The 24,682-nt window shown below is 63.5% G+C and carries 19 protein-coding genes and 1 rRNA gene; 18 read left to right on the forward strand and 2 right to left on the reverse strand.

Annotated features, from left to right (window positions below):
• The first annotated feature begins 167 nt into the window (after window positions 1-167).
• Window positions 168-281, forward strand: a 5S ribosomal RNA gene (rrf, locus tag E1748_RS11335).
• Between the two features lie 134 nt (window positions 282-415).
• On the opposite strand, the gene E1748_RS11340 is transcribed toward rrf, so the two are convergent.
• Complete coding sequence (locus tag E1748_RS11340; protein WP_133647344.1) at window positions 416-1,606, reverse strand: M20 aminoacylase family protein; 1,191 nt, start codon at window positions 1,604-1,606, stop codon at window positions 416-418.
• A gap of 172 nt (window positions 1,607-1,778) precedes the next feature.
• Between E1748_RS11340 and E1748_RS11345 the strand changes: the two genes are divergently transcribed.
• Together E1748_RS11345 and E1748_RS11350 are read left to right on the forward strand one after the other, a co-directional pair.
• Window positions 1,779-3,857, forward strand: coding sequence for a molybdopterin-containing oxidoreductase family protein (locus tag E1748_RS11345; protein ID WP_133647345.1), 2,079 nt, complete (start codon window positions 1,779-1,781; stop codon window positions 3,855-3,857).
• Window positions 3,858-4,031: 174 nt separating this feature from the next.
• Window positions 4,032-5,705 (forward strand): long-chain fatty acid--CoA ligase, encoded by a 1,674-nt coding sequence (locus E1748_RS11350; protein WP_133647346.1) that lies wholly within the window; start codon window positions 4,032-4,034, stop codon window positions 5,703-5,705.
• 222 nt (window positions 5,706-5,927) lie between these two features.
• Here the strand turns inward: E1748_RS11350 and E1748_RS11355 are convergent, their stop codons facing one another.
• Window positions 5,928-7,082 carry a porin gene (locus E1748_RS11355; protein ID WP_133647347.1) on the reverse strand — a complete coding sequence of 385 codons (1,155 nt, stop codon included), beginning with the start codon at window positions 7,080-7,082 and terminating at the stop codon, window positions 5,928-5,930.
• Window positions 7,083-7,385: 303 nt separating this feature from the next.
• On the opposite strand from E1748_RS11355, the gene coq7 reads away from it, so the two are divergent.
• From coq7 to ftsA, 15 genes are all read left to right on the forward strand, one after another.
• Window positions 7,386-8,018: a 2-polyprenyl-3-methyl-6-methoxy-1,4-benzoquinone monooxygenase gene (gene coq7 / locus E1748_RS11360; RefSeq protein ID WP_133647348.1), complete on the forward strand. Its 633-nt coding sequence runs from the start codon at window positions 7,386-7,388 to the stop codon at window positions 8,016-8,018.
• Window positions 8,019-8,443: 425 nt separating this feature from the next.
• Window positions 8,444-8,872 carry a division/cell wall cluster transcriptional repressor MraZ gene (mraZ, locus tag E1748_RS11365; protein ID WP_133647349.1) on the forward strand — a complete coding sequence of 143 codons (429 nt, stop codon included), beginning with the start codon at window positions 8,444-8,446 and terminating at the stop codon, window positions 8,870-8,872.
• Between the two features lie 27 nt (window positions 8,873-8,899).
• Window positions 8,900-9,841 (forward strand): 16S rRNA (cytosine(1402)-N(4))-methyltransferase RsmH, encoded by a 942-nt coding sequence (gene rsmH, locus E1748_RS11370; RefSeq protein ID WP_133647350.1) that lies wholly within the window; start codon window positions 8,900-8,902, stop codon window positions 9,839-9,841.
• Window positions 9,838-10,188, forward strand: a complete 351-nt coding sequence (gene ftsL / locus E1748_RS11375) for a cell division protein FtsL (protein WP_133647351.1) — start codon at window positions 9,838-9,840, stop codon at window positions 10,186-10,188. Before rsmH ends, ftsL begins: the two co-directional genes overlap by 4 nt.
• The gene (locus tag E1748_RS11380) at window positions 10,185-12,065 is read left to right on the forward strand and encodes a peptidoglycan D,D-transpeptidase FtsI family protein (protein ID WP_133647352.1); all 1,881 of its coding nucleotides are present in this window, start codon (window positions 10,185-10,187) and stop codon (window positions 12,063-12,065) included. Before ftsL ends, E1748_RS11380 begins: the two co-directional genes overlap by 4 nt.
• Window positions 12,062-13,606, forward strand: a complete 1,545-nt coding sequence (locus tag E1748_RS11385) for a UDP-N-acetylmuramoyl-L-alanyl-D-glutamate--2,6-diaminopimelate ligase (protein ID WP_133647353.1) — start codon at window positions 12,062-12,064, stop codon at window positions 13,604-13,606. Before E1748_RS11380 ends, E1748_RS11385 begins: the two co-directional genes overlap by 4 nt.
• Window positions 13,603-15,015, forward strand: coding sequence for a UDP-N-acetylmuramoyl-tripeptide--D-alanyl-D-alanine ligase (locus tag E1748_RS11390; protein WP_133647354.1), 1,413 nt, complete (start codon window positions 13,603-13,605; stop codon window positions 15,013-15,015). The genes E1748_RS11385 and E1748_RS11390 overlap by 4 nt, the downstream gene beginning before the upstream one ends.
• Before the next feature lie 16 nt (window positions 15,016-15,031).
• Window positions 15,032-16,201, forward strand: coding sequence for a phospho-N-acetylmuramoyl-pentapeptide-transferase (gene mraY / locus E1748_RS11395; protein ID WP_133647355.1), 1,170 nt, complete (start codon window positions 15,032-15,034; stop codon window positions 16,199-16,201).
• Between the two features lie 18 nt (window positions 16,202-16,219).
• On the forward strand, window positions 16,220-17,734 hold the full coding sequence (murD, locus tag E1748_RS11400; RefSeq protein WP_133647356.1) for a UDP-N-acetylmuramoyl-L-alanine--D-glutamate ligase: 1,515 nt from the start codon (window positions 16,220-16,222) through the stop codon (window positions 17,732-17,734).
• Window positions 17,731-19,005, forward strand: a complete 1,275-nt coding sequence (gene ftsW, locus E1748_RS11405; RefSeq protein WP_133647357.1) for a putative lipid II flippase FtsW — start codon at window positions 17,731-17,733, stop codon at window positions 19,003-19,005. The genes murD and ftsW overlap by 4 nt, the downstream gene beginning before the upstream one ends.
• Window positions 19,002-20,117 carry an undecaprenyldiphospho-muramoylpentapeptide beta-N-acetylglucosaminyltransferase gene (gene murG / locus E1748_RS11410; protein ID WP_133647358.1) on the forward strand — a complete coding sequence of 372 codons (1,116 nt, stop codon included), beginning with the start codon at window positions 19,002-19,004 and terminating at the stop codon, window positions 20,115-20,117. Before ftsW ends, murG begins: the two co-directional genes overlap by 4 nt.
• On the forward strand, window positions 20,114-21,520 hold the full coding sequence (gene murC / locus E1748_RS11415; RefSeq protein WP_133647359.1) for a UDP-N-acetylmuramate--L-alanine ligase: 1,407 nt from the start codon (window positions 20,114-20,116) through the stop codon (window positions 21,518-21,520). The genes murG and murC overlap by 4 nt, the downstream gene beginning before the upstream one ends.
• Entirely contained in the window at window positions 21,517-22,458 is a 942-nt protein-coding gene (locus tag E1748_RS11420) for a D-alanine--D-alanine ligase (RefSeq protein ID WP_133647360.1), read from the forward strand. The genes murC and E1748_RS11420 overlap by 4 nt, the downstream gene beginning before the upstream one ends.
• A gap of 10 nt (window positions 22,459-22,468) precedes the next feature.
• Window positions 22,469-23,221: a cell division protein FtsQ/DivIB gene (locus E1748_RS11425; protein ID WP_133647361.1), complete on the forward strand. Its 753-nt coding sequence runs from the start codon at window positions 22,469-22,471 to the stop codon at window positions 23,219-23,221.
• A 129-nt stretch (window positions 23,222-23,350) separates the two neighbouring features.
• Window positions 23,351-24,583, forward strand: a complete 1,233-nt coding sequence (gene ftsA, locus E1748_RS11430) for a cell division protein FtsA (protein WP_133647362.1) — start codon at window positions 23,351-23,353, stop codon at window positions 24,581-24,583.
• Window positions 24,584-24,682: the final 99 nt, after the last annotated feature.

The following is a 24,682-nucleotide window of genomic DNA, read 5'->3' on the forward strand; positions in this document are numbered from 1 at the left end:
GCACTTCAGGGATGCCCCACCCTGCGCACAGCGCAGGGTCTCAGGCAGACGCACGGTTGAGATCAGTGTTGTGCCTCAACCATCACAACCCACACGAGAGGCATCCTCTCAGCTACTTCTTCCCGATTGGTTGTGTTGAGTATCCCTCAACACGACAACAAGTCATGCCTGATGACCATAGCGTGTCGGTACCACCCCTTCCCATCCCGAACAGGACCGTGAAACGACTCCACGCCGATGATAGTGCGGATTGCCCGTGTGAAAGTAGGTAATCGTCAGGCTCCTTATGCTTCAGCTCAGAGCCCCCAACCGCTAACCCCGGTTGGGGGCTTTGTGTTTGTGCGACTGTTTCTGCGCACGCAGCTGCGCTGCGCACAGCTGGAAACGTCATCTTGCCTCGCCCAACATCACATCATTAGCGCGATAAAAAACGCTGCGCCAATCGAACCCAGTATGTCGAGCCAATCGGCAGCAGCTCGTCATTGAAGTCGTAGCTGGCGTTGTGAAGCATGCAGGGTCCCGCTCCATGACCTGCGTCGCGATGACCGCCTTCCCCGTTGCCCAAAAACGCATAGCAGCCCGGTTTAGCCAGCAGCATGAACGAGAAATCCTCGGCGCCCATCGTTGGTTCAACTGAGTCGTTGACGTTTTCCGCGCCGACAATCTCTTTCATGACCGTTGCCGCAAACCGCGTTTCCTCGCTGCTGTTTACCGTCGGCGGATAGTTCCGATGGAAGCGGATTTTCACTGAGCAATCGTAAGCGTCCGCAGTCGATTCCGCGATCTTCCGCATCCGGTTTTCAATCAGATCCAGTGTCTCTGTTGTGAAGGTGCGGACCGTTCCGGCAATCCACGCCTCGTCGGGGACGACATTCACCGCGTCACCGGCGTGGATCTGTGTGATCGACAAAACCGCGGTGTCGAGCGGCTTTTTGTTGCGCGTGATGATGCCTTGCAATCCGTTGGCGATCTGCACGGCGGTGAATACCGGATCACGTCCGTTATGCGGTAATGCTGCGTGAGATCCGATGCCGACGATGTCGATCCGGAATTCGTTGCTCGAGGCCATGATCGGCCCCTCAGTTACACCGAAACTGCCAGCTGGCATGCCGGGCCAGTTGTGGATGCCGAACACCGCATCGACCGGGAATTGTGTGAACAGACCATCGTCGATCATCGCTTGCGCGCCGGCACCGCCTTCTTCGGCTGGCTGAAAAATAAAGACGATGGTGCCATCGAAATCGTCGTGCTTCACCAGATGCTGGGCCGCGCCGAGGAGCATCGCCGTATGACCGTCGTGCCCGCACGCGTGCATCTTTCCGTCGTTGCGCGAGCGATGGTCGAACGAATTCAGTTCTTGTATCGGCAGCGCGTCCATATCGGCGCGCAACCCGATCGATCGTGCGCTGTTCCCGCGCTTCAGCACGCCAACCACGCCGGTCTTCCCCATCCCGCGGTGAACTTCTATTCCCCAGCTAGCCAAGGTTTTTGCAACCAGATCGGCCGTCTGAGTCTCCTCGTACCGCAATTCGGGGTGAGCGTGGATCGTTCGTCGGAGGGTCTGGATTTCGCCGCGGGCGGCCTGAATTTCCGGGATCAGTTTCATGATGTGATGTGGCTTCGTGGTGCGTGACGTTGCCCGGAGCCGCCTAGGTGACTCGGGCACGGAGGCGATCCATTCTACGCCCAACGGAATTTTTGACGCCATGACGTCAGTCCGCTTTCGGCAGACGTAATAAAATCGCTCATCTTCCTGCTCGTCAGTCTCTCAACGCGCCATGAACGCTCCCGCCGATATTGCACGTGCCGTTTGTCCCCACGATTGCCCGGACACCTGCGCGATGCGCGTTACGGTTGAGGATGGGCGGGCGATCAAAATCACCGGCGATCCGGATCATCCGCCGACGCAAGGCGTGCTTTGCACGAAGGTGAGCCGCTACGCCGAGCGCGTGCATCATCCGAATCGTTTGACGACGCCAATGAAGCGCGTCGGCAAGAAGGGCGAAGGTCGGTTCGAGCCGATTGGCTGGAGCGAAGCGCTGGAACTCGCGGCTACCCGTCTGTCCGCTATCGCGACGCGTGCGCCCGAAGCAATCGTGCCGTACAGCTACGCCGGAACAATGGGACTCGTGCAAGGCGAGAGCATCTCGCAACGCCTCTTCCATGCGCTCGGCGCGTCGCGACTGGACCGCACGATCTGCGCCGCGGCGGGTGCAGCTGGGCTCAAATACACATACGGCGCGGCTCTCGGCATGCTGACCGAGTTCTTCGAGGAGAGCGAGGTCATCCTGATGTGGGGGGCTAATCCGATCGCATCGAACCTGCATTTCTGGACGCGAGCGCAGGAAGCCAAGCGACGCGGCGCGCGCCTGATCGCGATCGACCCATACCGTTCGCTCACTGCCGAAAAATGCCACCAGCACATTGCGCTGAAACCCGGCACCGATGGTGCACTTGCGCTCGGTATGATGAACGTGCTGATCGTCGAAAATCTGCTCGATCCCGCTTACATTGCCGATCACACGCTGGGCTTCGACGCATTGAAGGCGCGTGCGCTGACCTACACCCCCGCGCGTGTCGCGCAAATCTGTGGAATAGACGAACAGATCGTCGTCGATCTGGCGCGTCTGTATGGCAGCACGAAGAAGGCCGCGATCCGTGTGAACTACGGCATGCAACGGGTACGCGGCGGCGGCAACGCCGTGCGGGCGATCGCGTGTCTGCCGTCGCTCACCGGTGCGTGGCGCGATCGCGCGGGCGGTCTGCTGCTGTCGTCGTCGGGGTGGGCGCCGGTCAATTCGCACGCGCTCGAACGTCCCGATCTGATGCCGGGGTGGCCCGCGAACCAGCCGCGCGCGATCAACATGAATGCGATCGGCGATGCGTTGCTGCATCCAGGCGATGCAGCATTCGGCCCGAAGATCGAAGCGATCGTGGTCTACAACTCGAATCCTGTTGCGGTGGCCCCGGATTCGGATCGCGTGGCCGCAGGCTTCGCGCGCGAAGACCTGTTCACGATCGTGCTCGAACATTTCCGTACTGATACCGCCGATTTCGCCGACCTGCTGCTGCCGGCGACGACACAGCTCGAACATCTCGACGTCCACAAGTCATACGGCCACACGCACGTGATGGCGAATCTTCCCGCGCTTAAGCCCATTGGCGACGCGCGATCGAACACGGAGATTTTTCGTGGCATCGCTCGTGCGATGGGGCTACAGGAGCCGGCGCTATATGAAAGCGACGACTCGATCGCCGCGAACGCTTTCCGCTGGAGCGATCCTGTGCTGGCGGGGACCGACTGGGACACGTTAAAGCAAACAGGTTGGGCTCGCCTGCAGCTGCCGGACGCGCCGCTTGCAAGCGGCGGCTTTCGGACGCCTTCGGGCAAGTGCGAATTCTTCAGTGAGCGCCTTGCTCAGCAGGGGCTGGATCCGTTACCGGATTATCTGCCGCCCTATGAATCCGCCGACGGTTCGCCTGAACTCGCCGCACGTTATCCGCTCGCGATGATCTCGCCGCCGGCGCGCAATTTCCTCAACAGCACGTTCGTCAATGTCGAAAGCCTTCGGTCGACCGAGGGACATCCGCATCTGGACATCCATCCTGCCGACGCACAGCCGCGAAGCATCGCCGACGGCGACGAGGTGCGCATCTTCAATGATCGCGGCTCGATGCGCGCTCGTGCCCGCGTCACGGACAGGGCAAGAGAAGGGCTGGTCGTCGGCCTGTCGATCTGGTGGAAGAAGCTGTCTCCTGACGGCCGCAACGCGAATCAGGTTACGAGTCAACGGCTGACTGATCTCGGCGGCTCTGCTACCTTTTACGATTGCCTCGTCGAGGTGGAGCGTGCATGAGAGTGCGCTGCAAAAGCTGCAGCGCGCCGGAATCCAAACGGCCCACCGTCGACGGCCGGCCGACAGTTCGAGGGCAGTGTCTAACCGGGGCGCTTTTCGCGTTTCCCTGCACGAGCTGCATGCTACGATGCGCCTTTTAGCACGACCATTCGAAAATATACAGGGAGACGTCGCGTGGAAAAAATCTGGCTGAAATCCTATCCGCCCGGTGTCCCGGCAGAGATTAATCCTGGGCTGTTCGAATCCATCGCGGACCTGCTCGAAGACAGCTTCCGGAAGCATCGCGCGAAGCCGGCATTCACCTGCATGGGCAAGCAGATCACGTACGGTGAACTCGACGCGTACTCGGTGAAGCTCGGCGGATGGCTGCAGTCGAAGGGACTCGCGCGCGGCGCACGCATCGCGATCATGATGCCGAACGTGTTGCAGTACCCGGTCGCACTCGCGGCGATTCTGCGCGCGGGATACGTGGTCGTGAACGTCAACCCGCTCTATACGCCGCGCGAACTTGAGCATCAACTGAAGGACAGTGGTGCCGAGGCCATCATCCTGCTCGAGAATTTTGCCGCGACGCTGCAGGCGGTGATCGGCAATACGTCGATCAAGCACGTGGTCGTCGCATCGCTTGGCGAGATGCTTGGGCCGAAGGGGATGATCGTCAATTTCGTCGTGCGGCGGGTGAAGAAGATGGTGCCCGTATGGAGTCTGCCGGGGCACGTCAAATTCAATCAGGCGCTCGCCGAAGGCGCGCGCCATGAACTCCAGAGAGTGAAGCAAGGCCCCGGGGACATCGCTTTCCTTCAGTACACGGGCGGCACGACGGGAGTGGCGAAGGGCGCGACGCTACTGCATCGCAACCTGATCGCCAACGTGCTGCAGTCGGAGGTGTGGCTGGATGCCGCGCGCTCGAAGCGGCCCGATATCCAGCAGTTCATCACGGTTGTCGCGCTGCCGCTCTATCACGTGTTCGCGTTGACGGTCTGCGGTCTGTTGACGATCCGCACCGGCGGTCTTGGTGTGCTGATTCCGAATCCTCGCGATATCGCCGGCATGATCAAGGCGTTGCAGGGCTTCGCGATCACGACGATTCCGGCAGTTAATACGCTCTATAACGCGATGCTCAATCATCCTGATTTCGACAAGCTCGATTTCTCGAACCTGCTGGTAGCGAACGGCGGCGGTATGGCGGTGCAGGAGGCAGTCGCGAAACGCTGGTACGAGAGAACGCATGCACCGATCGTCGAAGGCTATGGTTTGTCGGAGACATCGCCATGTGCGACGTGCAATCCGTCGATAGCAACCGAGTACAGCGGCACGATCGGTCTGCCGTTGCCGTCGACCGAGGTGTCGATCCTCGACGACGATGGTAACGAAGTGCCGCTCGGCCAGCCCGGCGAAATCTGCATCCGTGGGCCGCAGGTGATGGCTGGCTACTGGAATCGTCCGGACGAAACGGCCAAGGTCATGACCGCGGACGGTTTCTTCAAATCAGGCGACGTCGGTTTCATGGACGAGCGCGGCTACGTGAAGATCGTCGATCGCAAGAAGGACATGATTCTCGTATCCGGTTTCAACGTGTACCCGAACGAGATCGAGGACGTTGTTGCACGGCATCCGGGCGTGTTCGAAGTGGCCGCGGTAGGTGTGCCGGACGAGCATTCGGGCGAGGCGGTGAAGTTGTTCGTTGTGAAGAAGGACCCGACGCTCACCGATGCGGCGCTCTTCGCGTACTGCAAGGAGCAGCTCACCGGCTACAAGCGACCGAGGCAGATCGAGTTCCGTACCGAACTGCCGAAGAGCAACGTGGGCAAGATTCTCCGGCGCGAGTTGCGCGACGGGCGCGCGTGAGCGGGATGCGATAGGCAGGTTTCTCGTACAGCAAGCTACGCCGACCATCGCGGCACAATGACCATACCAGAACGGCCCGACAGGAGAACCTGCCGGGCCGTTTTCTTTGCCCATCGTCATTGCGCAGTCGGACTCACATTGCAATTCGAGTGCTGCCGCACAAGCCAAGAAAAAAGGCGCCCGAAGGCGCCTTTGAGGTGAACTGCTTTTTTTTACGACTTATTAGAACTTGTGGCGGATACCGACACGAGCCGTCAGCTGGTTCCGGTTCGACGACGGGGACAGGCCATTGATCGCAGCGTCCGCTTCGATGACCTTGCCGTCCGCCGTGAGCGTGTCGCCAGATGCGTGCTGAAAGACACCGATCAGGTAGACGTCCGTGCGCTTCGACAGGAAGTAGTCCGAGCCCAACGAAAACTGGTGGTACTTCGCTGCGGAGCCACCGGAGATCGAGCTGCCCTTCGTGAAGTCATAAGCAGCGCCGAGCACGAGAGCCGGGGTCAGCTGATACTTGAAGTTCAGTTCTGCGTTGTTGAACGTAGCGGTCTGGTTCGCGAACGCGCCGGCCGTGAAGTTCATGAACTTGATGTTCGAGTACGTCGCGCCGATCGTCGCAGCACCAAACGTGTACGCACCGCCGGCACCGATGACCTGGTACGTGTTGGCCGAAGCGTAGCCGGCGTAGACCGGCGTCGTAACGCTAGCCGCGGTCGACGTCGTGTTGTTGCCGAACAGACCGGTTGCCGACGACGGGTTACGCGCGTTCAAGTAGCCAACGCCCAACACGAGGGGACCGTTGTTGTAGCCAGCGCCGAGCGAGAACGTCTGATTGCGGCTGAAGCTGCCGGCAACGCCGCCGAAGCTATACAGACCGCCGAACGTCAGGCCGCCGTAGTTCGCGCTCGTGAACTTGACTGCGTTGTCCACGCGATACGCGTTGTTGAAGTTGTCGAGGTCGCCCGGGTGAGCGGCGATGTAGCCACCCCATTGGTCGCCTGCTTCGAGCGGACCGACATAGTCGACCACGGAGTCGTATTGACGACCGGCGGTGACCGTGCCGTACGGGCTCGACAGACCGACGTAAGCCTGACGACCGAACATCAGGCCGCCTTGACCGAGCTTACCGGTGTTCACGTCGAAACCGTTTTCCAGCACGAAGACAGCCTTCAGGCCGCCACCGAGATCTTCCGTACCGCGCAGACCCCAACGGCTACCTTGCAGCACGCCGCTCGACAGGTTGTACAGGTGCTTGCCACCGGCATTCGTGTTGATGTTGAAACCTTCATCAATAATGCCGTACAGGGTGACGCTGCTTTGTGCGTGAGCGACGCCAGCAAACGCGCCCAGCGCTGCCAGCGCGAGAAGCGACTTTTTCATCGAATGATCTCCAAGGATTGCTACGAAATTCTTGTTACAAGGCGATTAGTTGTGTGTTGCGGCCTTGCCTTCAACTTCGCGAGAAGTTGCCACGTAATGTAACAAAACGGATTATCTGCACAAAGAGAAAGCAGACCGCCCGGTCGGTCCCTGTTTCGTTTACGCAACATGGTCTAAAATCAGAAATTGACCGTTTAATACGCTGAAAATTGCTATTGAAATGCGCCTGAATTCTTGCCGCAAACCCTTGCTGCACAGGCCTTTCAGGTAATTGTCAGTTGATTCGATAAGCAGGAGAGTCTGATGTTGCTGGACGAATGGATTAGCGAGTTCGATCGGGGTTTACGCTCAATGACCGGGGTCTCCCGAATGACCCGTCCGATGCCTGTCGCACCGGAATCATCTGAGCCCGCAGTGGAAATGTCGCCTGCCGAGCGCTCGCATGCCGCGGCGCTGATGCGCGTCAATCACGTCGGCGAGGTGTGCGCGCAGGCGTTGTATCAGGCGCAGAAACTGGCCACGCGTTCGTCGACGCTAAAGAACGCATTCGATCACGCCGCGCGCGAAGAAGAAGATCACCTCGCGTGGACCGCGCGACGACTCGAAGCGCTCGAGTCGCGTCCGAGTCTGCTCAATCCGCTGTGGTACACGGGCGCCCTGGCGATCGGTCTGGTTGCCGGCCGGTTCGGCGACCGAGTGAGTCTCGGTTTCATGGCGGAAACCGAACGCCAGGTCGAGCAGCATCTGAACAGCCATCTCGATGCGTTGCCCGATGCCGATCGCGAATCGCGTGCGGTCGTCGAGCAGATGCGCGCCGACGAAGCCGCGCACGGCAAGGCGGCCGTCGATGCGGGCGGCGTCGAGCTGCCGTTTCCGGCGCGCGCACTGATGCGCGCGGCGTCGAAGGTGATGACGCGCACCGCGTACTACGTGTGATCGACTGAAGCGTGATCGATTGAAGTACTCGCAGTGGGACAGCGCGTGTTCGCGCTGTCTCGAAAAAATCTGTCGACTGGCTGTGCCCGCGCTGTTTCTCTTCGTTGTTTCCCTCCGCAGAACCTCCTTCCCGCCCGCCGCTTCCCTCCTTCTTTTCACGTATCACCTTCACAAGTTGCACTAGCTCATTCATTTATAACGATTTTCCCTTTTTAAGGGCGACATGAAGGAGTGTCGCTAAGTCCTTGTTCTAACAAACAAATTTCGTCAAAAAAGCGTGCATCTCCCTTGACCCGTGTTTAGCGTTCCTCTAAAGTGGGAGACAGTGTGAGAAAGTGCATTTTTGTGTGAATTTCCCGGGTTTTTCGGGGCGGATTTTTGAGATCAGGCAGACGGCGACGATCGCCGGTTGAGGGGAGAACGAAGTGTTCCAAGGGGCGTCGGCGCTGACGCTCGATGCGAAAGGGCGGTTGTCGGTTCCCTCTCGCTATCGGGATGCGCTGCAAGGACAGGCAGAAGGACGGGTGACGATTACCAAGCACCCGGACGGCTGCCTGTTGCTGTTTCCGCGCCCGGAATGGGAAGTTTTCCGTACCAAGATCGCCGCGTTGCCGATGGACGCCCACTGGTGGCGCCGGATTTTTCTCGGCAATGCATCGGATGTCGATCTCGACGGCGCAGGTCGTGTGCTCGTGTCGCCGGAATTGCGGCTGGCTGCCGCGCTTGAAAAGGAAGTGATGTTGCTCGGCATGGGTAGTCACTTCGAGTTGTGGGATGCGCAGACTTACGCCGCCAAGGAGCAGGCGGCGATGTCGCAGGGCATGCCCGATGCGCTGAAGAATTTCACGTTCTGATCGCGGCTGACTGATATGGCGCCTGCGATGGGAAACGAGTTGCAGCATCGCACGGTGCTGCTGGACGAAGCGGTCGATGCGTTGCTGATGCGCGCGGATGGCGTCTATGTGGACGGTACGTTCGGTCGCGGCGGCCATAGTCGCGCGGTGCTGGCCAGGCTGGGAGAGGGCGGTCGTCTGATCGCTTTCGATAAAGACCCGCTCGCCATCGCTACCGCGCAGCAGATTGCCGATCCGCGTTTCGAGATCGTGCACGAGAGTTTTGCATCACTGCGCGACGCGGTTGAGTCGCGCGGCGTAGGGCGTGTGTCGGGAGTGTTGCTGGATCTGGGCGTGTCGTCGCCGCAAATCGACGACCCGGAGCGGGGTTTCAGTTTCCGCGCCGACGGCCCGCTCGACATGCGAATGGACCCGACGCGCGGCGAGTCTGCAGCTGACTTTCTCGCGCGGGCCACAGTGCAGGAACTGACGGAGGTAATACGAGATTATGGGGAAGAACGGTTTGCTTTTCAGATTGCAAAGGCGCTTGTTGCTCGCCGGGCAGAGTCCGACCGTCTTGGGCCTCTCGTCAGTACGGGCCAGCTTGCCGAAATCGTGGGTCATGTCGTCAAAACCCGCGAGAAGGGTAAGGATCCGGCAACCCGCACCTTTCAGGCTATACGGATTCACGTCAATCAAGAGCTTGCGGAGCTGCAAGTCGTTTTAGAAGCTGCATTGTCGTTGCTGGAGCAAGGGGGGCGGCTGGTGGTAATCAGCTTTCATTCGCTCGAAGACCGGATCGTCAAACGATTCATGCAGGCGCACGCGAGTGCGCCTGCGGTCGACCGCCGCCTGCCGATCCGTGCCGCCGATCTGCCGAGTCCGCCGCTCAAGCTGCGCGGCCGCCTGTTCGCGAGCGACGCCGAAGTCGCCGCCAACCCGCGCGCCCGTTCCGCTGTGATGCGTGTCGCGGAGCGGATCGCACCATGAACCGTCTCAACATCTTCCTGCTGATTGTCGTGATGGGTTGCGCATTGTCGGTTGTCAACGCCACGAATCAGCAGCGGCAGATCTTCATCCAGTTGCAGCGCGCCCAATCGCAGGAGCGCCAGCTGCAGCAGGACTACTCGCAGCTTCAATATCAGCAGAGCGCGCTGTCGAAGACGTCGCGGATCGAACAGCTCGCCACGACGTCGCTGAAAATGCAGCCCGTCACGACCGGCCGCACGCAATATCTGACGCTCGATCCCGGCGCTGTCAAAGCCGAGGACGCACCGATCCCGACCTCCGACCCGGCTTCTACGCCCACCACGACCCGTCGCGGAGGCGCGCAATGAAGCAGTCGAAGCAATCGTCGAGCCGCAAGAGCGTCGCGTTTTCGGCGAACCCGATCCTGTCGGTGCGTCTGCCGATGTGGCGTTCGAAGCTCGTCGTGTTCATGCTGTTCATGGCGTTCGTCGCGTTGACCGCGCGCGCGTTCTGGATTCAAGGGCCTGGCAACGCGTTCTATCAGAAGCAGGGTGAGAGCCGCTATCAGCGCACGCTCGAATTGCCCGCTACGCGCGGCAAGATTCTCGATCGCAACGGGCTCGTGCTCGCGACGAGTTTGCCGGTTCGCGCGATCTGGGCGATTCCCGAGGCCGTGCCGGACGATCTCGGCGCGGACAAGCTCGCGTCGCTCGGCAAGCTGCTCGGCATGACGCAGAAGGAACTGCGCGCGAAGCTGTCGGAAGATAAAAACTTCGTCTACGTGAAGCGTCAGGTGCCGGTCGACGTCGCGCAGCAGGTTGCCGATCTCGACATCCCCGGCATCTATCAGCGCAACGAATACAAACGCTTCTATCCGGAAGGCGAGATCACCGCTCACCTGATCGGTTTCACGAACGTCGAGGACGAAGGCCAGGAAGGCGTCGAACTCAGCGACCAGAAGCTGCTCGCGGGCATGCCGGGCATCCGTCACGTGATCAAGGACCGGATGGGGCACATCGTCGAGGACGTCGACGAGCAGGTCGTGCCGCACAACGGCACGGACGTGGACCTGTCGATCGACAGCAAGATCCAGTACATCGCGTACACGAACCTGAAAGCGGCCGTGGAGAAGTTCAAGGCGAAGGCCGGCGCGGCGATGGTGATCGACGTGCGCACGGGCGAAGTGCTCGCGCTCGTCAATTACCCGACCTACAACCCGAACGACCGCTCGCACCTGACCGGCGACCAGCTGCGCAACCGCATCCTCACCGACGTCTTCGAGCCCGGCTCGATCATGAAGCCGTTCACGATCTCGCTCGCGCTCGATCTGCACCGCGTTTCGCCGACTACACTGGTGGATACGGGGCCCGGCCGCTTCATGCTCGACGGTGCGCAGATCACCGACGACAGTGCATTCGGCGTGCTCACCGTGGGCGGTGTGATCCAGAAGTCGAGCAACATCGGTGCGACGAAGATCGCGATGCAGCTCAAGCCCGAAGAGATGTGGAATATGTATACCAGCATCGGTCTCGGCCAGGCGCCGAAGGTCGGCTTCCCTGGGGCGGCCGCGGGCCGGCTGCGTCCGTGGAAGAGCTGGCGCCGGATCGAGCAGGCGACGATGTCGTACGGCTACGGTCTGTCCGCTTCGCTGTTCCAGCTTGCCCGTGCCTACACCGCGATCGCACACGACGGCCAGGTGTTGCCGGTGTCGATCTTCCGCACGCCGGGTGACGCACCGGTAACTGGCCCGCAGGTCTTCTCGCCGACCACCGCGCGCGAAGTCCGCGCCATGCTCGAAACCGTGACGGCACCTGGCGGCACGTCGCCGGATGCGGCCGTGCCCGGCTACCGTGTCGGCGGCAAGAGCGGTACCGCGTACAAACATTTCGGCCGTGGCTACGACAAATCGAAGTACCGCGCGTCGTTCGTCGGCATGGCGCCGATGCCGAATCCGCGCATCGTCGTCGCCGTATCGGTCGACGAACCGACGGCCGGCAGCCACTTCGGCGGTCAGGTGTCGGGGCCGGTGTTCTCGGCGATCGTCGGCGATACGTTGCGCTCGCTGAACGTGCCGCCCGATATGCCGGTGAAGCAGCTGGTCGTGTCCGACGATACGGCCTCGCCTAATGGAACAACGGCGCCCGCTGCCCCCGCTGCCGAAGTGAAGAAACTCGCGACCGGCACGACCGCGAAACGTATGACGGTTGCGGACAACGCGAAAAACCGGCCCGGAGTCGTGCGATGAGCGCGCTGCGGTCGTCGCATCCGGCACACCGGCAGATCGCCGATGCGCTCGCCTGGCTGCATGCGCACGCACAGCCGGCCGCGCATCTGCACGCCGACACGCGCTCGCTCGTGACCGGCGACGTGTTCTGCGCGTACGCGGTAGACGGCGCGGACAACCGGCCGTTCATCGATAACGCGCTCGAACGCGGCGCGGCCGCTGTGCTGTATCAACCGGAAAACTTCGCGGGCCAACCCAATGCTGCCGTCGCGCATGCAGTGCCGGCGCTGAACGAACTGGCGGGCTCGATCGCGAGCGGCTGGTACGGCGATCCGAGCGACGCGATGCTCGTCGTCGGCGTGACCGGCACGAACGGCAAGACGTCGTGCAGCCAATGGATTTCCACCGCGTTGACCGCACTCGGTACGCGCTGCGCGATCATCGGGACGCTCGGCAGCGGCTTGCCGGGTCAACTCGTGTACACCGGTTTCACGACGCCCGATGCGCCGCAACTGCAGCGCAGCCTCGCGCAGTTGCGCGACGCAGGCGCGCAGGCGGTGGCGATGGAAGTGTCGTCGCACGCGCTGCATCAGGGGCGCGTGAACGGCACGTCGTTCGACATCGCCGTGTTCACGAATCTCACGCAGGACCATCTCGATTATCACCACACGTTCGAAGCGTACGAAGCTGCGAAGGCGCGTCTGTTCGCGTGGCCGGGGCTGCGTTGCGCGGTGCTCAACCGCGACGACGAAGCAGGCCGTCGTCTGATCGCGTCGGTACGCGGCCACGCGCGCGTGATTGCGTACGGGCTCGATACGGCGGGTGCGCAGACGGTAGAAGCCGATGCGCTGCTGCTCGCATCGAACGTGCGCGCGACTGCGACAGGCACCGCGTTCCATCTGTCGTCCGACTGGGGCGATGCGGACGTCGAGGTCGCGACGCTCGGCGCATTCAACGTGAGCAATCTGCTCGGCGTGCTTGGCGCGTTGCTTGCCGCCGACATGCCGTTCGACGCCGCGCTCGCCGAAGTCGCAAAGCTCGAACCGGTGAACGGCCGGATGCAGCGGCTCGGCGGCCGGCTGCAGAACGACGAACCGCTCGTCGTGATCGACTACGCACACACGCCCGACGCACTCGAAAAAACACTCGACGCGCTGCGCCCGATCGCGCAGGCGCGCGGCGGCGAACTCGTCTGCATGTTCGGCTGCGGCGGCGATCGCGATGCGACGAAGCGTCCGCTGATGGGCGGCATCGCCGAACGGCTCGCGGATGGCGTCGTCGTCACCAGCGACAACCCGCGCAGCGAAGATCCGCAGTCGATCATCGACCAGATCGTCGCCGGCATGAGCGACGCGTCGAAAGCGCGCCGTATCGAAGACCGCGCGAGCGCGATCCTGCAGGCAATCCGCAGCGCCGCGCGCGAAGACGTGATCGTGCTGGCCGGCAAGGGCCACGAATCGACGCAGGAAATCATGGGCAAGAAACGCGCGTTCTCCGATCAGGACCACGCACGACTCGCACTGGCCGCACGCGCAACCCAGGCACGCGGAGGCGGCGAATGACGCTCTTCTCGCTACGCGAAGCCGCCGCGCTGATTCCCGGCGCCACCGTGACCGGCGATGCCGACATCGCGTTCGAACGCGTGTCGACGGATAGCCGCACCGCCGGCCCCGGCGATCTGTTCGTTGCGCTGAAAGGCGAGCGCTTCGACGCGCACGATTTCCTCGCCGACGTCGCCGCGCGTAACGTGTCGGCTGCGCTCGTCGCACGCAGCCCGGCCGACTGGCAGACGCCCGCGATCCGCGTCGCCGATACGCGCGTCGCGCTCGGTCAGCTGGCACGCGGCTGGCGCCGCCGCTTCGCGATGCCGCTCGTCGCGGTCACCGGCAGCAACGGCAAGACGACGGTGAAGGAAATGATCGCGTCGATCTTCGCGGCTGCGGTCGGCGCCGACGCACGACTCGCCACCGCTGGCAATTTCAACAACGACGTCGGCCTGCCGCTGACGCTGTTCCGTCTGACGGGCGCGCACAAGCTCGCGGTCGTCGAGCTCGGCATGAATCATCCGGGTGAAACCGAACTGCTCGCGAAGCTCGCCGAACCGACGGTCGCCGTCGTCAATAACGCGCAGCGCGAGCATCAGGAATTCATGGCGACCGTCGAAGCGGTCGCGCTCGAACATGCGAGCGTGATTCACGTGCTGTCGCCGGAAGGCATCGCCGTGTTCCCCGCCGACGATGCGTACGCGAGCATCTGGCGCGTCGCCGCGACCGGCAACCGCATCGTCGATTTCGCGCTGAACGACGCGACCCGCACGACGCCGGCCGCAGTAACCGGCACGTTCGACGGCAACCGTCTCTCGATCGATACGCCCGCAGGCCACGTCGACGTGACGCTGCAGGTACTCGGCGATCACAACGCGCGCAACGCACTCGCCGCGACGGCTGCCGCGCTTGCCGCTGGTGTCGAGCTCGACGCCGTGCGTCGTGGACTTGAAGCATTCGGCGCGGTGAAAGGCCGTCTGCAGGTGAAGCGCGCGAGCGGCGGTACGTTCGACGGCGCGATGGTGATCGACGACACGTACAACGCGAATCCCGATTCGATGCGCGCCGCGATCGATGTCCTCGCCGCACGCCCGTCGCCGCGCGTGCTCGTGATGGGCGACATGGGCGAAGTCGGCGACAACGGTCCGGCGTTTCATCGCGAAGTCGGCGCGTATGCGCGCGAACGCGGCATCGACGCGCTGTTCGCCACCGGCGACGCAACGCGCGACGCATGCACGGCGTACGGCACAGGCGCGCATCACGCCGTCGATGTCGCCGCGCTGCTCGCGCAATTGCAGCAGGCCGGCTTCGACGCCGGCACCACGATTCTCGTCAAAGGCTCGCGTTTCATGCGGATGGAACGCGTGGTGGACGCCGTCACGAGTCCACAACCCGACGCACCGGGCCATGCGCCCGGCGCGCACTGATAGAAGGACCGAAAGCATGCTACTGGCGCTGGCGCAATGGCTGCAGAATGACGCAAGCTTCCTGCGCGTGTTCAGTTACCTGACCTTCCGCGCGGTGATGGCCACCATCACCGCGCTGTTGATCGGACTCGTCTGCGGTCCGTGGGTGATCCGCAAGCTGGCTTCGATGAAGGTCGGCCAGGCCGTACGCAAGGACGGCCCGCAATCGCATCTCGTCAAATCCGGCACGCCGACGATGGGCGGCGTGCTGATCCTGATCGGCATTGCGGTATCGACGCTGCTGTGGGCCGACCTGACCAACCGCTTCATCTGGATCGTGATGCTCGTCACGTTCGGCTTCGGTGTGATCGGCTGGGTCGACGACTACCGCAAGGTCGTCTACAAGGACCCGCGCGGCATGTCGTCGCGCGAGAAGTATTTCTGGCAGTCGGTGATCGGCCTGTTCGCTGCGGTGTACCTCGCGTTCAGCGTGTCCGAAGCGAGCAACGTTCGCGTGTTCGATCTGTTCATGGCGTGGGTGCGCAGCGGCCTGTCGATGGGGCTGCCCGCACGCGCCGACCTGATGCTGCCGTTCGTCAAGTCGATCAGCTATCCGCTCGGCGTGTGGGGCTTCATCGTGCTGACGTATCTGGTGATCGTCGGCGCGAGCAACGCGGTGAACCTGACCGACGGCCTCGACGGCCTCGTGATCATGCCGGTCGTGCTGGTCGGCGCATCGCTCGGTGTGTTCGCTTACGTGATGGGCAGCTCGGTTTATTCGAAGTACCTGCTGTTTCCGCACATTGCCGGCGCGGGTGAACTGCTGATCTTCTGTTCCGCGATGGGTGGGGCCGGGCTCGCGTTCCTCTGGTACAACACGCACCCCGCGCAGGTGTTCATGGGTGACGTCGGCGCGCTCGCGCTCGGCGGCGCGCTCGGCACGGTCGCGGTGATCGTGCGGCAGGAAATCGTGCTGTTCATCATGGGCGGGATCTTCGTCGCCGAAACGCTGTCGGTGATGCTGCAGGTCACCTGGTTCAAGTACACGAAGCGGCGTTACGGCGAAGGGCGGCGCATCTTCAAGATGGCGCCGTTGCATCACCATTTCGAGCTGTCGGGATGGAAGGAGACGCAGGTCGTGGTCCGCTTCTGGATCATCACGCTGATGCTGTGCCTGTTCGGTCTGTCCACGCTCAAACTGCGGTAAGCAGCACAAAGGAAAGCGATGTTTGGCGAGAAGTTTCGGGATCGGCAGAAGCCGATGGTGCTCGTGCTGGGGCTCGGAGAATCCGGGCTCGCGATGGCGCGCTGGTGCGCGCGGCACGGGTGCCGGCTGCGCGTTGCCGATACGCGCGAAGTGCCGCCGAACCTGTCCGGGCTCGAAGCGCACGGCATCGACGCCGACTTTGTCGGCGGCGCGTTTTCGCCGGTGCTGCTCGAAGGCGTCGAACTGGTCGCGATCAGTCCTGGCCTGTCGCCGCTTGCCGCCGATCTCATTCCGCTGATCGCCGCCGCGCGCGAACGCGACATCCCCGTGTGGGGCGAACTCGAATTTTTCGCACAAGCGTTGAAGACGCTCGGTGAGAGCGGCTACGCGCCGAAGGTGATCGCGATCACCGGCACCAACGGCAAGACCACGACGACGAGCCTCACCGGCCTGCTGTGCGAACGCGCGGGCAAGAAGGTTGCGGTCGCGGGCAACATCAGCCCGGCCGCGCTCGACAAACTCACCGAAGCGATCGACGCGACCGCACTGCCGGATATCTGGGTGCTTGAGCTGTCGAGCTTCCAGCTGGAAACCGCGCACACGTTTGCACCCGATGCAGCCGCCGTGCTGAACATCACGCAGGATCACCTCGACTGGCACGGTGGCCTCGACGCGTACGCCGCCGCGAAGGGTCGCATCTTCGGGCCGCAAACGGTCCGTGTGCTGAACCGCGACGACGCGCGCGTGATGGCGCTCAAACCGGCCGCCGACAGCACCGCGCGCACGGTGACGTTCGGCCTGAACGAACCGGTGCGCGACGGCGACTACGGCGTGCTGCGCGATAACGGGATGTTGTGGCTCGTCGAGGCGCACGACCGCGACGCGACCGACGAAGTACAACCGACCCGCCGCCGCAAGAACGAAACCGCGACGCCCGCCGATATCGGCCTGAAACGTCTGATGCCCGCCGACGCGCTGCGCATTCGCGGCCTGCACAACGCAGCGAACTCGCTGGCCGCGTTCGCGCTCGCGCGTTCGATCGGTCTGCCGGGCGCACCGCTGCTCCACGGCCTGCGCGAGTATCGCGGCGAGCCGCATCGGGTGGAATTGATCGCGTCGATCGAAGGGGTCGACTACGTGGACGACAGCAAGGGCACGAATGTCGGCGCGACGGTTGCCGCGCTCGATGGCCTCGCGCAGCGCGCGGTGCTGATCGCGGGCGGCGACGGCAAGGGTCAGGACTTCGAGCCGCTGGCCGCACCGGTGACGCGCTGGTGCCGCGCGGTAATGCTGATCGGCCGCGACGCACCGCAGATTCGCGTGGCGCTTGCCGACACCGGCATCCCGCTCGCCGATCACCCGACGCTCGAAGCCGCAACCCAGGCCGCGAGCGCGCTCGCACAACCAGGCGACGCCGTGCTGCTGTCGCCGGCGTGCGCGAGTTTCGACATGTTCAAGGGCTATGCGCATCGTGCGGCGGTGTTTCGCGGCACGGTCGAAGACATCGCTGCAGAACGGGGGACGATGCTATGAACTGGTCCGAACGTTTCGGCTCGCGTCTCGGCAAGCAACGCGGTTCCGCCGGCGGCGAGATGGCGGCGGGCGGCGCGCGCACACGCACCGGCGGTCTCGCGAGCGCGGTCAACGGCGTGCGGCCGTTGCGCTCGCGCATGCTCGACTACGACCACTCGCTACTGTGGGTCGTGATCGCGCTGCTCGGGCTTGGCGTCGTGATGGTGTACTCGGCGTCGATCGCAATGCCCGATTCGCCGAAGTACGCGTCCTACCGCGACTACGCGTTCCTCGTGCGCCACCTCGTGTCGGTCACCGTGGCCACGGTCGCGGCAATCATCGTGTTCCGGATCCCGATCTCGACGTGGGACAAGTACGCGCCGAAGCTCTTTCTGCTCGCGCTATTCGTGCTGGTGATCGTGCTGATCCCGCACATCGGCAAGGGCGTGAACGGTGCACGTCGGTGGATTCCACTCGGCATCACCAACATGCAGCCGTCGGAAATCATGAAGCTCGCGGTGACGATCTACGCCGCGAACTACACGGTCCGCAAGCAGGAATACATGCACAGCTTCGCGAAGGGCTTCATGCCGATGGCGTTCGCCGTCGGCGTGGTCGGCGCGTTGCTGCTGCTCGAGCCGGACATGGGCGCGTTCATGGTGATCGCGGCGATCGCGATGGGCGTGCTGTTCCTCGGCGGCGTGAACGGCAAGCTGTTCGGCGGTCTCGTTGCGACGGCGGTCGGTACGTTTAGCTTGCTGGTCTGGGCATCGCCGTGGCGGCGTGAGCGGATCTTCGCGTATCTCGATCCGTGGGACGACCGCTACGCACAGGGCAAGGCATATCAGCTGACTCACTCGCTGATCGCGTTCGGTCGCGGCGAATGGTTCGGCGTCGGGCTCGGCGGCAGCGTCGAGAAGCTCAACTATCTGCCGGAAGCGCACACCGACTTCATCCTCGCGGTGATCGGCGAGGAGCTCGGTTTCGTCGGCGTGCTGATCGTGATCCTGCTGTTCTACTGGATCGTGCGGCGTTCGTTCGAGATCGGCCGTCAGGCGCTCGCACTCGACCGCACGTTCGCGGGTCTCGTCGCGAAGGGCATCGGCCTGTGGTTCGGCGCGCAGACGTTCATCAACATGGGCGTGAATCTCGGCCTGCTGCCTACCAAGGGCCTGACGCTGCCGCTCGTCAGCTACGGCGGCTCGGGCATTTTGTTGAACTGCGTTGCGCTCGCGGTGCTGATGCGCGTCGATTACGAAAACCGGGTGCTGATGCGCGGAGGGAAGGTATGACCGCAAGCGCGCGCACGCTGATGGTGATGGCCGGCGGCACCGGGGGACACGTGTTCCCGGGGCTCGCGGTCGCGCACCGGATGCAGGCGTGGGGCTGGCGCGTCGTATGGCTCGGCAATCCGGCCGGGATGGAAGCGACGCTCGTGCCGAAGCACGGCATCGCGATGGAATACGTGCGCTTCGGCGGACTGCGCGGCAAGGGTTTGAAGACGCGTCTGATGCTGCCGGTGAATCTGCTGCGCGCGTGTGCGCAGAGTCTGTCGGTGCTGCGTCGCGTGAAGCCGGACGTCGTGCTCGGGATGGGCGGCTACATCACGTTCCCGGCGGGCCTGATGACCGCGTTGACCGGTCGGCCGCTCGTGCTGCACGAACAGAATTCGATCGCGGGCCTCGCGAACAAGGTGCTCGCGAAGGTCGCGAAACGCGTGCTCGTCGCGTTCCCGGGCGCGTTGCCGAACGCCGAGTGGACCGGCAATCCGATCCGCGACGAACTCGCGCACACGCCGGCGCCGCAGGTGCGCTACGCGGCGCGCAGCGGTCGGCTGAACGTGCTGGTTGTGGGCGGCAGTCTCGGCGCGGCTGCGCTGAACGAAGTCGTGCCGCGCGCGCTCGCGCAGCTCGCAGCGGACGAACGTCCGCGCGTCGTCCATCAGGCCGGCGCGAAACACATCGACGCACTGCGGACGAACTACGCGGACGCGGGCCTCGCTGCCGGCGACGACGTGCAACTCGTCCCGTTCATCGACGACATGACGGCCGCGTATGCGAACGCCGATCTGGTGATCTGCCGGTCGGGCGCGATGACGGTCGCGGAGATCGCGGCAGTCGGCGTTGCCGCATTCTTCGTGCCGTTCCCGTACGCGGTCGACGATCATCAAACCACTAACGCAGCGTTCCTCGCCGGACCCGGCGCGGCGCTCGTCGTACAGCAGCGCGATCTGACGGCGGACAGTCTCGCCGCCTGGTTGCGCAGCCAGACCCGCGACAGTCTCGCGGCGATGGCGGAGCGTTCGCGCTCGCTCGCGAAACCGGATGCCACCGAACAGGTCGCGACGATCTGTGCGACCGTCGCCGGCGCGATCCCGAGCACGAGCCTGGAAGGACAGCAATGAAACACATCGTTAAACACATTCACTTCGTCGGGATCGGCGGCGCCGGGATGAGCGGCATCGCCGAAGTGCTCGTGAACCTCGGCTATCAGGTGAGCGGCTCGGACCTCACGCGCAACGCGGTGACCGACCGGCTTGCCGCACTCGGCGCGAAGATCGCGATCGGCCACGACGCCGCGAACATCGACGGCGCGAACGCGGTCGTCGTGTCGACGGCGGTACGCGGCGACAACCCCGAAGTGCTCGCCGCGCGGCATCGGCGGATTCCGATCGTGCCGCGTGCGGTGATGCTCGCGGAACTGATGCGCCTGAAGCAAGGCATCGCGATCGCCGGCACGCACGGCAAGACCACGACCACGTCGCTCGTCGCGAGCGTGCTTGCCGCAGGTGGGCTCGATCCGACCTTCGTGATCGGCGGCCGGTTGATCAGCGCGGGCGCGAATGCGCGGCTCGGCACCGGCGACTTCATCGTCGCGGAAGCGGATGAGTCGGACGCGTCGTTCCTGAATCTTTTCCCGGTGATCGAGGTCATTACCAACATCGACGCCGATCACATGGACACCTACGGCCACGACTTCGCGCGACTCAAGCAGGCGTTCATCGAGTTCACGCATCGTCTGCCGTTTTATGGCATCGCCGTGCTGTGCGTCGACGATCCGAACGTGAAGGAAATCCTGCCGTTCGTGTCGAAGCCGATCATCCGCTACGGCTTCGCGCCCGATGCGCAGGTGCGCGCGGTGAACGTCGTCGCACGCGACGGCAAGATGCACTTCACCGCGATGCGCGAGGACGCAGCGGCGATCGACATCGTGCTGAACCTGCCGGGGACGCACAACGTGCAGAACGCGCTCGCAGCAATCGCGATCGCGACCGAACTCGAAGTGAAGGATGCGGACATCCAGCGCGCGCTCGCCGATTTCAACGGCGTGGGCCGCCGGTTCCAGCGCTACGGCGAAGTGCCTGTCGCAGCGGACGATAAAACGCGCGGCACGTACACGCTGGTCGACGACTACGGACATCACCCGGTCGAAATGGCTGCGACAGTGGCAGCGGCGCGCGGCGCATTCCCCGACCGACGTCTCGTACTCGCGTTCCAGCCGCACCGTTACACGCGCACACGCGATTGCTTCGAGGATTTCGTCAAGGTGCTGTCGACGGTCGATGCACTCGTGTTGACCGAGGTCTATGCAGCAGGAGAAGCACCGATCATCGCCGCCGACGGCCGCGCGCTCGCGCGTGCGCTGCGCGTCGCGGGCAAGGTCGAACCGGTGTTCGTCGAAACGGTCGATGAAGTACAGGATGCGCTCGCCGCGGTGGTCCGCGACGGCGACGTGGTGATCACGATGGGAGCGGGTTCGATCGGCGGCGTGCCGGGTCGGCTCGCGCAAACGGAAGGTGTGAAATGAGCAGTGTCGATCCGAAGCAATTCGGCAAGGTCGCGGTGCTGCTCGGCGGTGTGTCCGCCGAGCGCGAAGTGTCGCTCAACTCGGGCCGTCTCGTGCTGCAGGGATTGCGCGGCGCGGGCATCGACGCGCATCCGTTCGATCCCGCCGAGCGTCCGCTCGCGGCGTTGAAGGAAGAAGGTTTTGTGCGCGCGTTCAACGCGCTGCACGGCGGCTACGGCGAGAACGGCCAGATCCAGGGCGCACTCGATTTCTATGGCATCCGTTATACGGGCAGCGGCGTGCTCGGCTCGGCGCTCGGGCTCGACAAGTTCCGCACGAAGCTCGTGTGGCAGCAGCTGGGCATTCCGACGCCGCCGTTCGAAACGGTCATGCGCGGCGACGACTACGCGGCGCGCGCAACGGAGATCGTCGCGAAGCTCGGACTGCCGCTGTTCGTGAAGCCGGCGAGCGAAGGATCGAGCGTCGCGGTGATCAAGGTGAAGAGCGCGGATGCGCTGCCGGCAGCGCTCGCCGAAGCGGCGAAGTACGACCGCATCGTGCTGGCGGAAAAGAGCATCGAAGGCGGCGGCGAGTACACCGCGTGCGTCGCGGGCGATCTCGATCTGCCGCTGATCCGGATCGTGCCGGCCGGCGAGTTCTACGACTACGACGCGAAGTACATCGTCGATACGACGCAGTACCTGATTCCGTGCGGCGTGACGCCGGAAGCGGAAGCGCGTCTGAAAATTCTGGCGCGCCGCGCGTTTGACGTACTGGGCTGTACCGATTGGGGACGCGCCGATTTCATGCTGGACGCAGACGGCAACCCGTATTTCCTCGAAGTGAACACGGCGCCGGGCATGACCGATCACTCGCTGCCGCCGAAAGCGGCGCGCGCGGTCGGCATTAGCTACCAGGATCTCGTCGTGAACGTGTTGTCGCTGACGCTGAAGGATTGAACGAAACACCATGTGGAACAACGTTCGCCAGCTCAATTTCGCCGCCAACGCGCTGCACGCGTTGCTGGCGCTCGTGCTGCTGGCGGCGGGCGGGTACTGGGCGATCCAGCGGCCGAATTTCGCGCTGCGCGAGATCCGTATCGACGGCGACGTCGAACACATCAATTCGCCGACGGTGCGTGCGGGTGTGGTCGGTCGGTTGAAGGGCAACTTCTTCACCGTCGATCTCGATGTCGCGCGGCAGGCTTTCGAGCAGATGCCATGGGTGCGCCACGCGAGCGTGCGGCGCGTCTGGCCGAACGCGCTGGCTGTCACGCTCGAAGAGTACAAACCGCTGGGAACGTGGGGCAGCGATCAACTGGTCAGTGTGGACGGCGAACTGTTCACTGCGAACCAGGGCGAACTGGAAGACGAACTGCCCGCGTTCGATGGCCCGGACGGCACGGCGAAAGAAGTGGTGGCGCGCTATCGCGACTTCACGAAGTGGTTTGCGCCGCTCGGTGCGACGCCCGACGAAGTGACGCTGTCGCCGCGCTATGCATGGACCGTCAAGCTGTCGAACGGCACGCAGGTGGAGCTTGGGCGCGAACGCAATCAGGACACGCTGTTCGATCGCTCGCGCCGGCTGACGGCGGCGTGGTCGGCGGTGACGCAACGGTGGGGGAAGGATATCGAGTATGCGGACTTGCGCTATCCGAACGGTTTCGCGATTCGTGCGGCAGGCATGCGCTTTCTCAGCGAACCCGACAAGGGCAAGAAGTAATGAGTGCATCGAACCTGACGCTTCGCATCGGATCCTCGACGGGAGCGATCCCGCAAGGAGGCTTCCCGCGAGGCGGAAAACCTGGTGCGGCCCGACGTTTCACAGGACATCACACGCAATGAGCACGCTATGAGTAAAGACTATAAAGATCTGCTGGTCGCCCTCGACATCGGGACCGCGAAGGTCGTGGCCATCGTTGCCGAGTTGAAGGGCGAAGGTCACTACGAGGTGATCGGGCTCGGCCAGAGCGAATCGAAGGGGCTCAAAAAAGGCGTCGTGGTGAACATCGAGGCCACGGTGCAGTCTATTCAGCGTGCGCTCGAAGAAGCGGAGCTGATGGCCGACTGCAAGATCACGAACGTGTTCACCGGGATCGCGGGCAGCCACATCCGCAGCTTCAACTCGAGCGGCATGGTCGCGATCAAGGAGAAGGAAGTCACGCAGGCGGATGTCGCGCGCGTGATCGAAACGGCGAAGGCGATCAACATCCCGACCGATCAGCAGGTGCTGCACATCCTCACGCAGGAATTCATCATCGACGGGCAGGAAGACGTGCGCGAACCGATCGGGATGAGCGGCATCCGGCTTGAAGTGAAGGTGCACATCGTGACGGGTGCGGTCAGCGCGGCGCAGAACATCGTGAAGTGCGTGCGCCGTTGCGGACTCGAAGTGAACGATCTGATCCTGCAGCCGCTTGCGTCGTCGCTGGCGGTGCTGACGGAAGACGAGAAGGAACTGGGCGTGGTGCTGGTCGACATCGGCGGCGGTACGACCGACATCGCGATTTTCAGCGAAGGCGCGATCCGTCACACGGCGGTGATTCCGATCGCCGGCGATCAGATCACGAGCGACATCGCGATGGCGCTGCGCACGCCGACGCCGGACGCCGAAGACATCAAGGTGAGCTACGGCATCGCGAAGCAGGCGCTCGCGGATCCGGACGAAATGATCGAAGTGCCGGGGCTTGGCGAGCGCGGTCCGCGCACGCTGTCGCGCCAGGCGCTCGCGGCGGTCGTCGAGCCGCGTGTCGAAGAACTGTTTTCGCTCGTGCAGCAGGTCGTCCGCGAGTCGGGTTACGAAGAATTGCTGAGCTCGGGCGTCGTGCTGACGGGCGGCGCGGCGATGATGCCGGGCATGGTCGAGCTAGGCGAGGACATTTTCCTGAAACCGGTGCGCATCGGCGTGCCGGAATATGCGGGCGGTCTCGCAGATGTGGTGCGCAATCCGCGCTATTCGACGGCGATGGGGCTGCTCGTCGAAGGGCGCGCGCAGCGGATGCGCGGTCGCAAGGTTGCAGTGCAGTCGGGGTCGATGGGACAGGTCTTCACGCGGATGAAGGACTGGTTCCTCGGCAACTTCTAGGCACGACAGATTTACGAATACGCGCTGGTGCCGGCGGCCGGCGCGCGACAGGAGGTTGCCCGATCTCCTGCCGGATAACGGCCGAGTGTGGGTACATTT

Origin of the sequence: Paraburkholderia flava, assembly GCF_004359985.1 — a bacterium.
Lineage (GTDB): Bacteria > Pseudomonadota > Gammaproteobacteria > Burkholderiales > Burkholderiaceae > Paraburkholderia > Paraburkholderia flava.